The following is a 13,566-nucleotide window of genomic DNA, read 5'->3' on the forward strand; positions in this document are numbered from 1 at the left end:
CTCTAAGTGGGAATGCCGGACGCAAAATCCTCAGAACGGAATATCGTCATCTGCGAAGTCGTCCATCGGCGCCCGTGAAGCCTGCGGTGCCGGCTCGCGGCGCTGCGCCGGCGCCGGGCGCGAAGAGCGTTCGCCGCCACTGCGTTCCGAGCCTTCGCCGCGTCCCTCGTTGCCACCCAGCATCTGCATCTGGTCGGCGATGATGTCGGTGAAGTAGCGGGTGACGCCATCCTTCTCGGAGGTGCTGTACTCGATGCGGCCCTCGATGTAGACCTGGCGCCCCTTCCTCAGGTACTCGCCGGCGATCTCGCCGAGCTTGCCGAACAGCTTGACCCGGTGCCATTCGGTCTTGTCGATCTGGTTGCCGTCCTTGTCCTTGCGCGAACTGGAGGTGGCCAGGCTGATCGTGGTCACGGCCATGCCGCTCTGGGTGTACTTGGTTTCCGGATCGTTGCCGAGGTTGCCGACCAGGATCACCTTGTTGATGCCGCGGGCCATGTCTTGCCGTCCTTATCTTCGTGCGCCCGGATCGGGCTGCATCATTGGATTATAGCCGCGCGGCACGCGGGAGTCGGGCGATGCAGCGCTGCCGGGTCAGGTTTGTCTGAACCGCCTGTCGGCATCCTCTCCCTATAATTGGGCCATCTCCCGCACTGGTCTCGCAATGGATTACGCGCCCTCCCGCCCGCTGACGCCCGCTGCCGGGTCCGCCCAGGGACTCTCCTTGGCCGCAATCCAGTCGCTGGCCGCGACGGACATGGCCGCCGTCGACGCCCTGATCCGACGCCGCCTGGCCTCGGACGTGGTGCTGGTCAACCAGATCGGCGAGCACATCGTCGCCGCGGGCGGCAAGCGGCTGCGGCCGATGCTGCTGTTGCTGGCCGCACGGGCGCTGGGCCATGCGGGCGCCGATGCGCATCAACTGGCGGCGGTGATCGAGTTCATCCATACCGCCACCCTGCTGCACGACGACGTGGTCGACGAGTCCGACCTGCGCCGCGGCCGCAGCACCGCCAACGCGCTGTGGGGCAATGCGCCAAGCGTGCTGGTCGGCGATTTCCTGTACTCGCGCAGCTTCCAGCTGATGGTGGAACTGGACCGCATCGAGGTGATGCGGATCCTCGCCGACACCACCAACGCCATCGCCGAAGGCGAAGTGCTGCAGCTGCTGCACGTACGCAATCCCGATACCGACGAACCCGCTTACCTGCGCGTGATCGAGCGCAAGACCGCGGTGCTGTTCGCCGCGGCGACACGGCTCGGTGCGCTGCTGGCCGGCGCCGACGAAGCGCTGCTGCAGCGCTTCCACGACTATGGCCTGAACCTCGGTTACGCCTTCCAGATCGCCGACGACGTCCTTGACTACAGCGCCGACGAAGCCGACCTGGGCAAGCATCTGGGCGACGACCTCGCCGAAGGCAAGGCGACGTTGCCGCTGATCCACGCAATCGCGCACAGCCCGCCCGAAGTCGCCACACGCCTGCGTACCGTGGTCGAGAACGGCGACGCGTCGTCGATGCCGGAAGTGCTGGCGGCGATCGATGCCACGGGCGGGCTGGAGTACAGCCGCGAGTGCGCGCGTCGCTACGCGGAAGCCGCGGGACGCGCGCTGGATGGCATGGAGGAGAACGATGCCGTCGCGGCCTTGCACGGCCTGGCACGCTACGCGGTGGACCGCAAGCACTGATCACGGCCACGTTTCGCCACGCCACATCGCCGCTGTCATGCAGGACGCGGCGACACTTTTCCCCAGCTGAAAAACGGCCGTCGCTGCCCGCCTCCGATTACTTCGCCGCGAACTGCTCGGCGAAGAAATCGCGCATCATCCGCGACGCACGGCGGGCCGCTCTTTCGTTGTAGACGCAGTTCGGAGGACTGTTCGATTCCGGCTGCGTGAAGCAGTGCACCGCGCCGCCGAAATCGACGAACTGCCAATCGGCCTTGGCGGCGTCCATTTCCTTGCGGAAATCGGCGATGTTCTGGGCAGTGACGCTGGCGTCGCTGGCGCCGTTGAGCACCAGCACCGGCGTACGGATCACGTTGCCCTGGGTCGGCAGGTAGCTTTCCAGGCCGCCATGCAGGCTGACCACGCCGCCGCTGATGTCGCTGCCGGAACGCGCCAGTTCGAGCACCGCCGAACCCCCGAAGCAGAACCCGAGCGCGCCGATCCGCGCGGCGTCGACCGGCGCGTCGCCTGCCTGCGCCTTGAGCACCTTCACCGCTTCCGCAACCCGCGCGCGCAAGGTGACGCCGCCATCGGAATAGACCTCGCGCACCTGCGCGCCGGCTTCCTTGGCGTCCTTCGGCCGCACGCCCTGGCCATAGACGTCGGCGACCAGCACCACGTAGTCGGCGCCGGCGATCTGCTTGGCCTTCTCCACCGAGTCCTGCGTAGCGCCCATCCAGTTGGGCACCATCACCAGGCCAGGGCGCCGCTCGGTATTGGCGTCGTCATAGACGAGGTAGCCACTGAAGCTGTCCTCGCCGACCTTGTATTCGATCGGCTTGGCCTGCATCGCAGCAAATGCGGGCAGCGACGACAGCAGCAACGAAACGGCAAGCAGCGAACGGAACATGGCAATCTCCAGGTGACGAAGCGGACTTCAAACCATGATGTGGGCGCAGCTTGCTCCGTCGCGCGACCTCGCAGCAAGCACCGCTTTACGGCGAAATACCCAGACCGGATATCGCCGCGATGATATCCGGATCGAAGCCGGCCAGCTGTGCGAAGTGGCGGCCGCGCCAGGTGTAGTCGCGATAGGGGCCATAGCTCGGTGCGCCCGGCGACAGCAGCACCACGCCCTCGCCTGCCAGCGCGTGACGGGCATGCTCGACGGCCTGTTGCAGGTCATCGGCCTGTTGCAGCCGGAATCCTTTCGAAGCCGCGACCGGCGCCAGCAGATCGTGGATGCGCGGTCCGTTCTGGCCCATGGTGACGATGGCGGCCGGCGGCGCGGACTGCATCGCTTCGGCGAAGTCCTGCCAGTCGAGGCCGCGATCGTGCCCGCCAAGCAGGATCGCCACCCGGCGCCCGCGGAATACTTCGAGCGCAGCGAGACTGGCGTGCGGCGTAGTGCTGATCGAATCGTTGACCCAGGTGACGCCGTCGCGGGTGCCCAGCGTCTGCAGGCGATGCGGCAGCGGCACGAAGCCCTGCGCCTGCGGCGCGAGCGCTGCGGCGTCCACGCCCAGCGCGTCGATCGCGGTCAGGGCGGCGCACAGGTTGCCGCGGTTGTGGCGACCTGGCAGCGCCACCGTGGCGGTATCGAACACGAAATCGCCGCCGCGATACAGCGCGGCGCCACGCAGGTGCCAGCCATCCTCGCGGCCGAACCAGCGCACCTCGCTGTCGGGCAACGACAGTGCGGCAAGCCGGCGGTCCTGCGCATTGAGCACCGCGATGCGCGGCTGGCCCTCGGTCAGCAGCGCCAGCTTGTCGTCGACGTAACGCTGCTCGCTGCCATGCCAGTCGAGGTGCTCGGGAAAGATGTTGGTGACGATGGCGATGTGCGGCCGCACGCCGGAGCCTGCGACGTCGCGCGTCTGGTAGCTCGACAGTTCGATGGCCCAGAACTCGGCGCTTGCGTTCACCAGCTCGAGCAGCGGCAGGCCGATGTTGCCGCACAGCGCGGTGCGATGCCCACCCGCGCGCAGCAGGTGCGCCAGCAAGGCAGTGGTGGTGCTCTTGCCCTTGGTGCCGGTAACGCAGATCGTGCGCGCATCGGGACGCTCCGCGAACCACAACGCGGTGCCGCCGATGAAGCGCGTGCCTTCGTGCGCGGCGATCATCGCTTCCGGACGATAGGGACTGATGCCCGGCGACTTGATGACGATATCGAAGGCCGACAGGCGGCCGGCGCTGGCCTCCGTTTCGATGTGCAATGCCGGGTCGCCGAGCGCGGCCGCATCGAGCGCTTCCTCCGTGGTGCAGAACAGGGTCAGCGGCTGGGCAGCCTTTGCTCGCGCCGAATCCCCAGTCCCGAATCCCGAAACCCCGGCGCGCAGCGCCCGATAGGCAGCCCGGCCTTCGCGGCCCCAGCCCCACAGCGCGACGCGCTGACCTTCAAGTTGCGAGATACGCACGCAGCCTGCCCCAGAGCGCTTGCGGCACACGGTGCTCGTCGTCGATCACCAGCAATGGCGCGATGTCCAGTTCCCCTGCATCCAGCTGCGGACGAATCTCGCGGCGGAAGCGCTCGACGATCGCATCCTCACGCCACTCCGGCCGCTCGGCCACAGTCGCCATCGCCGCACGCGATTCCCTGCCCTCGCCCACGCATTCGAATGGCTTGTGGTCCTGGAATTCCAGCAGCGCGTCGTAGCCGGCGGTCTGTGCCGGGTCGTCGAGCAGGTTGCGCCCGAAGATCGACACCAGCCGCGGCTTGGGCATGAACGGCGCCAGTGCCAGGAACACGAAATGGCATTTCGGGCAGACGCCGCACCAGCGGCTGGCCGGGCGTTCGCCGAGCAGGTGGAAGTTGCGGTTGCAGCTGGAGAAATGCGCGTCGTAGCGATCGGTCCTGGCGAACTGCCGGGCGACGGCGAGTTCGCTGAGCGGACGCAGCAGCGAGTAGTAATGCAGGTCGGCAGCGACGGTGCGCTGCACGTGACCACCGAAGTCGCGCTCAAACGCCCAGCCCTTCGACCACTGGTGGTTCACCTCGCCCGTGCCTTCAATCATGCTGCCGTAACTGGCGGAACGCTCGTTCGAGAACACCACCTGGTCGACGCCAAGCAGCACTGCGGCGAACACCATGATCGCCGAGTTGATCGCGGTGACCGGGATATGGCCGTTGTAAGCGCCCTGCCGGTTGAGTTCGAACAACTCCGATGCCAGCTGGCGACCGATGTTGAGCGTCGGCAGTCCGGTGCGCTCGGCGCAGGCCTTGATCAGTTGCGAACCACCGATCCAGGTCACGGTCTGCTCGACATCCAGCGCGCGCAGGGCCTCGATGCTGACCAGCGAATCCTTGCCGCCGCCGATGGCGACGAGGGCATGGCGACGCAGGCCGAGTGTCGGCGCCTTGGCGATGCCCTGTCCATCGGCGGGAAAACGGATGCGGCCATGCAGGTTCAAGCCATTGCGGTAAGCGAACTCGCCGAGGCCGTTGACATAGATCTCCTCCATCAACGCCGCAGTCGCCGCATCGATGGCATAGCCGTCGATGCGGATCCGTTCCGGCACCGCCGCCTTGTAGTAGCTGACACCGGCGATCAGATGCAGCAGGCGCAGGGCCTGCTCCGCGGCCTGCGCGCGTGCGCCATCCAGCACGAAAGGCGCGCCCGGAATGGTGACGGTCTCGACCAGCTCGGCGCCGTCGTCGAAGGCATAGCGCAGGCGCGCGACGCCGCTGGCCGCATCGAAATCGCAGCCAGTGAAATGGAAGGACTGGATGGAGTCCCTGTCAAACACGGTCATTTGCCACCCCGCACCGTCGCCGCCGTCTGTCGCAGGTAGCGCCGGCAAATGAAAAGTTCGATCGCCATCGCCGGCAATGCTCCCAACAACACACCCAGCATCAATGCATAGACTGCGATTGCGGACAGCAGCGGCCAGGCCTCGCGGAAACCGAGCGACTGCGCGGCAAAGACCTGGTCCAGCAGCTGCGAAACCAGCAGGCCGGCGAGCACGAAGACCGGAAACTGCACGAACGCCAGCGCCACGATGCGGAACGCCATGCGCAGCGGCGGCTTGCCGGTCGTATCGCCGGCATGCCAGCCGCCGACCCACCAGGCCGCCAGTCCGGCCGACGCGGCGGCAGCGGGCGCGATCGCCAACAACGGCTTCAGACTCGCCCACATCCATTGCGCGCCGCTCATCGCGACGACCAGGCCGTAAGCGACGATCGCCAGCGCCATCGCGACCAGCGCGCTGGCGACCACCAACCCTGCCCGCGGACTCATCGACGACGCATCAGCCATCGATGGTGTCCTCCTGCGGCAGCTCACGCAGGTTGTAGGTGTTGGCCATGGTGTGGCCGTAGGCGCCGGCATCGGCGATCAGCAGCACGTCGCCTTCCGCGGTCGCCGCCGGCAGCGGACGCGCATGGCCGAGCACGTCGCCGGATTCGCAGATCGGGCCGACCACGTCGAAGGCCAAGCTCTGCGCATCGTCCAGCCGCGACAGGTTGTGGATGCCGTGGTAGGCCTCGTACAGCGTCGGCCGCATCAGCGCGTTCATGCCAGCATCGGCGCCGACGCGACGCACGCCGTCCTTCTCGACCACCTGCGTCACGTGCAGCAGCAACACGCCCGACTCGGCCACCATGTAGCGGCCGGGCTCGATCGCCAGCTGGAAGCGCGGATACGCGGCCTTGATCTCGGCCAGGCCGTCGGCCCAGGCGGCGATGTCGAACGCGCGCGCATCCGGCTTGTACGGAATCGGCAGGCCGCCGCCGATGTCGATGGTCTCGACCGTGCCGATGCCGTCGGCCAGGCCGGCGAGCTCGGCATAGACCTCGCGCCAGTGCTTGGGCAGGTCGACGCCGCTGCCGAGGTGCGCGTGTAAGCCGACGATGCGTACGTCGAGTTCGCGCGCACGCGCCACGAACACGTCGAGCGCCGCGACCGGCAGGCCGAACTTGGACGCGCTGCCGCCGGTCTTGACCTTGGCGTGGTGGCCTTCGCCGCGTCCGAGGTCGATGCGCAGCCAGAGCCGGCGGCCGCGGAACACCTCCGGCCAGTTGCGCAACGCCTCGACATTGTCGAGCGTGACGTTGACGCCGCACGCGAACGCGGCCTCGTACTCGCTGCGCGGCGCGAAGCTCGGCGTGAACAGCACGTTGCCCGGAGCGAACTGCGGGAACAGCCCGAACACATGCTGCAGCTCGCCCAGCGATACGCACTCCAGACCGAAGCCTTCGCTGACCAGCGTGCGCAGGATGTCCGGATGCGGGTTGGCCTTGAGGGCGAAGAAGCGGCGATCGATCGCGGCCACGTCGTTGAGCGCGCGCGCGCGTTCGCGCACCACGGCCAGGTTGTAGACGTAGCGCGGCGTGCCGCGCGCGGCCACGCGCAGCAGTTCGTCGCGGCGTGCATGCCACCAGGGCGCCGGTGCCGGCGCCGGCGGGCCCTGCACGATTTCGCGCCAGCTCGGGCCAAACACGCTGGCATCGTCCACCGGCATCGCACCGCCGCGCACCAGTTGCGCGTGCAGGTGCGGCAGCAGGCCGTCGGCATCGGCCTCGTCGATGACAAAGGTCAGGTTGAGGTCGTTGGACGACTGCGAGATCAGGTGCACGCGCTCGCGCCCGAACGCCGCCCAGATGTCGGACAGCTTGTGCAGCAGCGAACGCATGCCGCGACCGACCAGGGTGATCGCCGCGCACGGCGCGATCACCTTGACCCGGCAGATCTCGGCGAGGTCGGCGGACAGGCGCGCCAGCACGTCTGTGCTGACCAGGTTCTCACTGGGGTCCAGCGACACGGTGACGTTGGTTTCCGACGAACCGATCAGGTCGACCGACAGGCCGTGGCGCTTGAAGCGCTCGAACACGTCGGCGAGGAATCCGACCTGCTGCCACATGCCGACGCTTTCCATCGACACCAGCACGATCCCGTTGCGGCGGCTGATCGCCTTGACGCCAGGCACGGTGGCCGCGCTGCCGTCGATGCGGGTTCCGGGCAGGTCGGGATTCTCGGTATCCCGGATCGCCATCGGCACGCCGCCGTCGCGACAGGGCTTGATCGAACGCGGATGCAGCACCTTGGCGCCGGTGGTGGCGATTTCCTGCGCCTCGGCATAGTCGAGGCGACTGAGCAGGCGTGCGTCCGGCACCTCGCGCGGATTGGCGCTGAACATGCCGGGCACGTCGGTCCAGATCTCGACGCGCTGCGCACCGAGCAGCGCGCCGAAGTACGCAGCCGACGTGTCGGAGCCGCCGCGGCCGAGGATCGCGGTGCCGCCATCGCCGTGGCGGGCGATGAAGCCCTGGGTCAGCAGCAACGGCGCCGGCTGCGCGGCGAAGCGCGCCTGCCAGTCGCCCTCGGCCTCGCGCCGGCACGACACCGACAACCGCGTCGACCACGCGTTCTGGTTTGGCAGTGCGACGGCATCGAGCCATTCGCGCGCATCGCACCAGCCGAAATCCAGTCCCTGCGCATGCAGGTAGGCGGCGCCCAGCGTCGACGACAGCAGTTCGCCCTGTCCCAGCACTTCGGCCTGCCAGTCCAGCGGACGCGACCCTGCGCGCGGATCGTCGGCCAGCGCCAGCAGCGCGGCCAGGCGTGCGCCCAGCGCCACGTCGGCATCGAGTCCGAGTTCGGCGCAGAAAGCGCGGTGGCGTTCGACCAGCCCGGCGATGCGAGCAGCAACGCCATCGCCATCGGCGATCGCCTGCAATTCGTTGGTGACGCCGGACAGGGCCGACACCACCACCAGCACGCGCGCGTCTTCCTCGGCCCTGCGTTTCGAAGCGATGCGTCCGATGGCGTCCCAACGGTTCCGGCGTGACACCGAAGTGCCTCCGAACTTGAGTACTACCCAGCGATTCGCTTGCGCCACCGCATTGCCTCTTGAGTGAGTGGTTGATGACCCGGATGGAACACACCGGGTGAAATATGGGAATAACGATTACGCCTGCAACTGTCCGGCATCCACTGCCGGCCAGCGCCTAGAATGTCGCCCTTCCGTGCGACCTGCACGGGATGCGGCCACAAAGATCGCAATTCTAGTCGAATAATTCCTCCGGACTCTGCACCGATGACGCTTCGCCGTTACCTGCAACTCGATGTCTTCGCCGACCGCCCCGGCGCCGGCAATCCGCTGGCGGTGGTACTGGACGCGGAGGGACTCGACGCCGATGCCATGCAGGCGATCGCACGCTGGACGCGGCTGCCGGAAACCACCTTCGTGTCGCCGGCCGTCTCGGCCGACAGCAGCTATCGCATCCGCATCTTCAGTCCGCGCCGCGAGGTGCCGTTCGCCGGACATCCCAGCGTGGGCACCGCGCACGCCGTGCTCGAAGCCGGCCTGGCCACGCCGCGCGACGGCCTGCTGGTGCAGGACGGGATCGCCGGCAAGCTGCCGCTGCGCGTCGCCGGCGAAGACGCGTCGCGCACGATCGCCGTGCGCACGCCGCCGGCCAAGGTGATGACCACTGCCGAGGCTAGCGATCCACAGCTGCATGACGCGCTCGCCGGCCTGCCACTGGGCAGCCTACCGCCGGCGTTGATGGACGGCGGCCGCCGCTGGTGGCTGGCGGAACTACGCGACGAAGCCCTGCTGCGCGCCGCCACGCCGGACTGGGCGGCGATCGGCCGACTGGCGCAGGCCACCGACAGCATGGGCCTGTGCGTGTTCGCGCGCAGCGACGACCCGGTCTACTACCTGGCCGTGCGCGCCTGGGTCGGCGCCCCGGCGCAATTCGAGGACGCCGCCTCCGGCGCGGCCAACGCCACCCTCGCCGCCTGGCTGGCCTCGCAGGACGCGCTGCCCGGCGACACCGGCTTCTACCGTATCAGCCAGGGCCGCGAAGTCGGCCACGACGCGATCATCGAACTGCAGGTCGACGCCGATGGCGAAGTCTGGTCGGGCGGACGCGTGGTGACGGTGGTCAGCGGGCAGATTGACTGGCCTTGAGGCGCAGCACTTGCCTGACACGTGGGCTGCAGGCTAATGCGCCGCGTGCAGGTGAACCGGCGGCGTGCGACAGGATGCGCTTGCTTGATAGTTCGCAGTGTCCCTTCACGTGGCCGACGACCCGCCAATCCCTTTGACACCGGGAGTGCAGCCGTAAGGTGCACTAGCCGAAGGTGGTAACGCGCCGGATGACTGCACGAAGGAAATCTTCGATCACGCTTCACGGCGCCGCGGCAACGCCAGAATCAAGCTGATTGAATTGTCAGGCGCCGGATATAGCCATGCGCTCACGAGATCGGGCCACCGCACTCTCTGAGAACAGGCTGGGATGACGCAGGATGACCGCCTCAAACGCGTATCGACCGAGGCCTACCTCTTGGAGTGCGGCAAAGCCAGCCGTTTCATCCGGGCGATCTACGGCGCGCTCTGTGGCAGCGATAACCCCGTAGCGTTTGATCATTTGCCAAGTGCGGGAAGCACGTGTGCGCTTGCCGTTTTTTGCCGAGAGCACCTCCTCGTAAGCGTAGACAGCCTCTAAGCACTCACGCTCCGCGTCCGATGCTGCGCCGTAAGCGGCGGCACGGAGTTCAACGGCGCGTTGCTTCGCCTGTAGAACAAGATCATCACGACTCTTTTTCTTGGCGTTCTTTGCAAACACTCACACGCTGCGGGGGTCTTCAGCTTATTTACTCTGTCATCCATAGAGTGTCTCTTGGCGCCCAACACTGATTAAGCCGGTCCGGAGAGCGAGCTTAGCTCGAGTGAATCGCGCCCGGCGCAGACACTTGGAATCCAGCATGGGCAAGCACCTTTTGGCACAAATCCATGAACGCATCTACCGAAAGGTCGTTCTTGGAGTCATTGGTGCGCCAAGCACAAATTCGAAAGCTTGCCTCGGTTGCGTCAGATGAGAGGTGATCGACGGTTGGAAGCAGTGCGAACCCGGCTTTGTAGGCATGACGCCCCTTGTGCGAATCTTCGTTCTTGTATGTGCTGATCAACGACCAGTCAAGCGGCTCGCCCGTGTAGGCGTCAAGGCCTGCAGATAGCAACACGGCGGCATGAATTGCCTCCTTGTACATGGCATTGGCACAGATATGTCCACGCTTGCGATCACGCTTGACGTGAGCTGCTGCTTTGCGAGTCAGCCAGCGCTCGTATGCTTCCGGCGCGACAACCCCGGAGAGGAACGCGGGAGGCGTGTGCTTTCTCGGCATGACGAGAGTACCTGTATTTACTCAGCCTCATACACCGGCTTGCCATCGATCCACGTAGAGCGGATCTTCAGTTCGTCCAGTTGCGACACCGGCATCGCCAGCGGGTCGGATTCGACGATCACGAAATCGGCGTGCAGGCCCGGCGCCAGTCGTCCGCTCGCATCCTCGTCCTTGCCGGCCCAGGCAGCATCGGCGGTGAAGCCGCGCAGCGCTTCCGCTGCGGTCAGCTTCTGGTCGGCGAGCCAGCCGCCGGGTGGATGGCCGGCGCGATCCTGCCGCGTCGCGGCTGCGTACAGGCCCAGGCGCGGATCGACGTGTTCGACCGGGAAGTCGGAACCCAGCGCGAGTCGCGCGCCGCTGTCGAGGAAACGCCGCCACGCGTAGGCGCCGGCGATGCGTTCCCTGCCGACGCGGTCCTGCGCCCACGGCATGTCGGAGGTGGCGTGCGTCGGCTGCATCGAGGCGATCACGCCAAGTTGCGCGAAACGCGGGATGTCCTCCAGCGCCACGATCTGCGAATGCTCGATGCGCCAGCGGTGATCGGTCTTGGCCTCGTCGCCGAGCACCTTCGCGTAGGTGTCGAGCACCATGCGGTTGCCGCGGTCGCCGATGGCGTGGGTGGCTACCTGCACGCCGCAATCCTTGGCCTTGCGCACCGCGCTTTCGAAAGCCTCGGGCGTCGTGACCAGCAGGCCGCGATTGCCGGGTTCGTCGCTGTAGTCCTCCAGCAAGGCGGCGCCGCGGCTGCCCAACGCGCCATCGACGTACAGCTTGACGCCCTGCATGCGCACGCGATCGCTGGCGTGCTGGTAAAGGCCTTTGGCGCATAGCTCCGCAAGCGCGGCGCCGTCGCCATCGGCATAGGCGGCGATGCGCAGCGGCAGGCGGCCGCTGTCGGCGAACTGGCGATACAAGGCCAGGTCATCGCGCGACACGCCCATGTCGTGCACGCCGGTCAGCCCGTTGCGCGCGGTGGCCTGCAGCGCGCGTTGCAATGCCTGTTCGCGGAATGCGGCGTCGGGTGCCGGAATGACCTCGTAGACCAACTGCATCGCGCCATCGACGAACACGCCCGTCGCCGCATCGCCTTCGCGCACAATGCGGCCGCCGTCCGGGTGCCAGTCGCCCTGCAGTTCCTTTCCGGCAAGTTTCTTCTCGACCGCGCGCAACGCCGCCGAATTCGCCCAGCCGGCATGGCCGTCGACGCGTTCCAGCCACACCGGACGGTCGGGGAACGCGGCGTCCAGGTCGGCCGCGGTCGGAAACGATTTCTCGGGCCAGTCGTTCTGGTCCCAGCCGCCGCCGAGCAGCCAGGCGTCGGCTGGCAAGGTCTTCTCGTACTCGCGCAGGCGCGCGATGATTTCCGCCTTGTCCTTGCTGCCGACCAGGTCGGCGCGCATCAGCGCGTAGCCGAGGCCCATCAGGTGCGCATGCGCGTCGATCAGGCCGGGGATCACCGTGGCCTTGCCGGCATCGATGCGCCGCGCTTCGGGATAGCGCGCCAGCAATGTTTTGGCATCGCCCAGCGCCAGCACGCGGCCGGTTTCGTCCCAGGCCATGGCCTCGACGGTCGGCTGTTGCGCATCCGAGGTATGGATGCGCGCAGCGGTCAGCACCTGCACTTCGGCGGCATGCAGCGTCGCGAGCGGCGAGCAGTACAGGGCCACGGCCAGAACGATGGAACGCATATGTGTTTCTCCTGGATACGATTCGACCCTTTTACTATGCACGCCGCGACGGCGGCAATGCGCGGCGGCTTCACTGTCTCATCGCCGCCCTCGATCGCCGGGGCTCACGACGGGCCCGCATTCGCGCCGGGCAACGCGGCCTCCTCGCGCGCCACCGCACGGCGGCCGAGCGCGACCAGCGCCAGCGCCGGGAAATACATCAGCAGGCCATACATCGCGCCGGGCAGCGCGATCTGCGGCGACTCCAGCAAGGTCAAGGCGATCACGATCGCGAGCGTGCTGTTCTGCACGCCGACCTCCATGCCGACCGTGATCGCATCGCGCAGTACCAGCCCACTGACGCGTCCGAGCAGGAACCCGAGGCCGATCGCCGCGCAGCCCAGCGTCAGCGCCGCCGGCCCCAACTGTACGAACCAGATCGGCAGCTGCTCGTGTTCGGCGACCACGATCGCGATGATCAGCAGCAGCAGGAATCCCAGCGCGAACCGGCTCACCCACGGTTCCACGCGACGTACGAATCCCGGCGCATGACGGCGCACGCCCATGCCCAGTAGCACCGGCACCAGCACCAGTGCGGCGAGATGGACGATGGTCTGCGCCACCGGCAGGCGGATGTCACGGGTCTCGCCGCCGAACAGCTGCAAGGCCAGGTTCACCAGCAACGGCACGCTCAGGAAAGTGACCAGCGCGCTGATCACCGTCAGCGTCACCGCCAATGCGACGTTGCCGCGCGCCAGATAGGTCAGCGCGTTGGAGGTGCTGCCGCTGGGACAGGCCGCCACCAGCACCAGCCCGACCGCAAGTTCGGTCGGTAACCGGAACAGCCATGCCACGGCAAAGCCCAGCAGCGGCAGCAGCAGGTAATGGCCGACCAGTCCGACCAGCACCGGCTTGGGCCTTTCGCCGATGCGGCGGAAGTCGGCGCCGCTGAGGGTCATGCCGATGCCGCACATGATGATTGCGATGGCAATCGGCAAGCCGATCCGGATCAGCAGGCTGTCTGGCACGAACACCTCCCCGAGGGCGCGGCATGGACGTCGCGAAGGCCGATCCTAACCCGGATTCCGATGCGAGTCCGTGC

Annotated in this window: 12 protein-coding genes; 2 read left to right on the top strand and 10 right to left on the bottom strand. The window is 67.2% G+C overall.

All coding sequences use genetic code 11. The features are described from left to right. Window positions 1-30 precede the first annotated feature (30 nt). Window positions 31-498 carry a single-stranded DNA-binding protein gene (gene ssb, locus IP90_RS14100; RefSeq protein WP_144900296.1) on the bottom strand — a complete coding sequence of 156 codons (468 nt, stop codon included), beginning with the start codon at window positions 496-498 and terminating at the stop codon, window positions 31-33. 166 nt (window positions 499-664) lie between these two features. Between ssb and IP90_RS14105 the strand changes: the two genes are divergently transcribed. Next, window positions 665-1,687, top strand: a complete 1,023-nt coding sequence (locus IP90_RS14105) for a polyprenyl synthetase family protein (RefSeq protein ID WP_144900297.1) — start codon at window positions 665-667, stop codon at window positions 1,685-1,687. A 97-nt stretch (window positions 1,688-1,784) separates the two neighbouring features. Here IP90_RS14105 and IP90_RS14110 read toward each other — a convergent pair whose 3' ends face one another. The 5 genes from IP90_RS14110 to IP90_RS14130 all read right to left on the bottom strand — a co-directional run bounded on the left by IP90_RS14110 (window position 1,785) and on the right by IP90_RS14130 (window position 8,503). After that, complete coding sequence (locus IP90_RS14110) at window positions 1,785-2,576, bottom strand: dienelactone hydrolase family protein (RefSeq protein ID WP_144900298.1); 792 nt, start codon at window positions 2,574-2,576, stop codon at window positions 1,785-1,787. An 85-nt stretch (window positions 2,577-2,661) separates the two neighbouring features. Then, entirely contained in the window at window positions 2,662-4,083 is a 1,422-nt protein-coding gene (murD, locus tag IP90_RS14115; protein ID WP_144900299.1) for a UDP-N-acetylmuramoyl-L-alanine--D-glutamate ligase, read from the bottom strand. Next, window positions 4,064-5,419: a UDP-N-acetyl-alpha-D-muramoyl-L-alanyl-L-glutamate epimerase gene (murL, locus tag IP90_RS14120; RefSeq protein WP_144900300.1), complete on the bottom strand. Its 1,356-nt coding sequence runs from the start codon at window positions 5,417-5,419 to the stop codon at window positions 4,064-4,066. Before murL ends, murD begins: the two co-directional genes overlap by 20 nt. Then, window positions 5,416-5,922 (bottom strand): hypothetical protein, encoded by a 507-nt coding sequence (locus IP90_RS14125; protein ID WP_144900301.1) that lies wholly within the window; start codon window positions 5,920-5,922, stop codon window positions 5,416-5,418. The genes murL and IP90_RS14125 overlap by 4 nt, the downstream gene beginning before the upstream one ends. Beyond that, on the bottom strand, window positions 5,915-8,503 hold the full coding sequence (locus IP90_RS14130; protein ID WP_144900302.1) for a bifunctional aspartate kinase/diaminopimelate decarboxylase: 2,589 nt from the start codon (window positions 8,501-8,503) through the stop codon (window positions 5,915-5,917). Before IP90_RS14130 ends, IP90_RS14125 begins: the two co-directional genes overlap by 8 nt. Window positions 8,504-8,701: 198 nt before the next feature. On the opposite strand from IP90_RS14130, the gene IP90_RS14135 reads away from it, so the two are divergent. After that, on the top strand, window positions 8,702-9,580 hold the full coding sequence (locus IP90_RS14135; protein WP_144900303.1) for a PhzF family phenazine biosynthesis protein: 879 nt from the start codon (window positions 8,702-8,704) through the stop codon (window positions 9,578-9,580). A 262-nt stretch (window positions 9,581-9,842) separates the two neighbouring features. Here IP90_RS14135 and IP90_RS14140 read toward each other — a convergent pair whose 3' ends face one another. From IP90_RS14140 to IP90_RS14155, 4 genes are all read right to left on the bottom strand, one after another. Further along, window positions 9,843-10,238: a hypothetical protein gene (locus IP90_RS14140; RefSeq protein WP_199753495.1), complete on the bottom strand. Its 396-nt coding sequence runs from the start codon at window positions 10,236-10,238 to the stop codon at window positions 9,843-9,845. A gap of 94 nt (window positions 10,239-10,332) precedes the next feature. Further along, the gene (locus IP90_RS14145; RefSeq protein ID WP_144900304.1) at window positions 10,333-10,797 is read right to left on the bottom strand and encodes a hypothetical protein; all 465 of its coding nucleotides are present in this window, start codon (window positions 10,795-10,797) and stop codon (window positions 10,333-10,335) included. A 17-nt stretch (window positions 10,798-10,814) separates the two neighbouring features. Next, on the bottom strand, window positions 10,815-12,485 hold the full coding sequence (locus tag IP90_RS14150) for an amidohydrolase (RefSeq protein ID WP_144900305.1): 1,671 nt from the start codon (window positions 12,483-12,485) through the stop codon (window positions 10,815-10,817). Window positions 12,486-12,589: 104 nt separating this feature from the next. Then, entirely contained in the window at window positions 12,590-13,492 is a 903-nt protein-coding gene (locus IP90_RS14155) for a bile acid:sodium symporter family protein (RefSeq protein ID WP_144900306.1), read from the bottom strand. Window positions 13,493-13,566 lie beyond the last annotated feature (74 nt).

Source organism: Luteimonas cucumeris (genome assembly GCF_007830035.1).
GTDB classification, from domain to species: Bacteria; Pseudomonadota; Gammaproteobacteria; order Xanthomonadales; family Xanthomonadaceae; genus Luteimonas_C; species Luteimonas_C cucumeris.